We start from the raw sequence: 893 nt of genomic DNA on the forward strand, positions 1-893 counted from the left end.
GCTCACAAGGGATTGACGCAAAGCCCGTTACAGAAGATTGCATAATGCATCGTGCGGAACCGCCCAGCCTATGAACGAGCAGCGTTAGTGCCTGCGCCGTCACTGAGAATGTCCATATAAGCTCGATAAACGAACACCCGGCCACGGCGCCGTCCGGTGGCTTCCTCGACAATGCCGAGTCTCTGTAGTTGGTCCAGTGAGGCGTTCACGGTCTGCACTGTGAGAGCGCTTCGCTTCGCCGCGGACGCTACGGTCAGATAGGGGCCCGTGCGCATGATTTCTTGGATCTCACGATCCGTCCCCTGTCGTCGTCAAATAGTCGTGCAATATGGTTGGCTGTCTCAAAGGCTTGATCCGCTGTTTCGGCCACACCGTCCAGGAAAAACTCCAGCCGGGCTTCCCAGGTTCCATATTCTCGGACTTCCTGCAGAAGCCGGTAGTAATCGGGCCGCCGCGATTTGAAATAGGCTGAGATAGAGCAGAGGTTGTCGAAGCACGCCGCTCGCGCAAAGGAAGAGTGTGATCAGAAACCGACCGAGGCGACCATTTCCATCTAGGAAGGGATGAATGGTTTCAAACTGGACGTGGATGAGGCCGGCCTTAATCAGCGGCGGAATGCTCGGCGTGTCCTCATGCATGAACCTTTCCCAGTCACCGAGGCAAGTCCATGACCTCATTCGGCGGAGGAGGCACGAACATGGCGTTTCCGGGCCGCGTGCCGCCGATCGAGTTCTGTGAGGTGCGGAATTCGCCGGGGCTCCTTTTGCCGCCGCGACCGCTATCCAGCAACCGCTGGTGCATTTCCCGGATGAGGCGCAGTGACAGTGGCAGCTGCCGCATTCGCTCTAAGGTCTGTACTCAATCAGAGCTATGAATCTGCGCCGAAACGTGAT

At 57.6% G+C, this 893-nt stretch carries 1 pseudogene; it reads right to left on the bottom strand.

From position 1 onward, the window contains the following. Nucleotides 1-68 precede the first annotated feature (68 nt). A pseudogene (locus tag N181_RS31560) lies at nt 69-849 on the bottom strand (Fic family protein); the annotation flags it as partial. Nucleotides 850-893 lie beyond the last annotated feature (44 nt).

Origin of the sequence: Sinorhizobium fredii USDA 205 (genome assembly GCF_001461695.1) — a bacterium.
In the GTDB taxonomy this organism is placed as follows: Bacteria; Pseudomonadota; Alphaproteobacteria; order Rhizobiales; family Rhizobiaceae; genus Sinorhizobium; species Sinorhizobium fredii.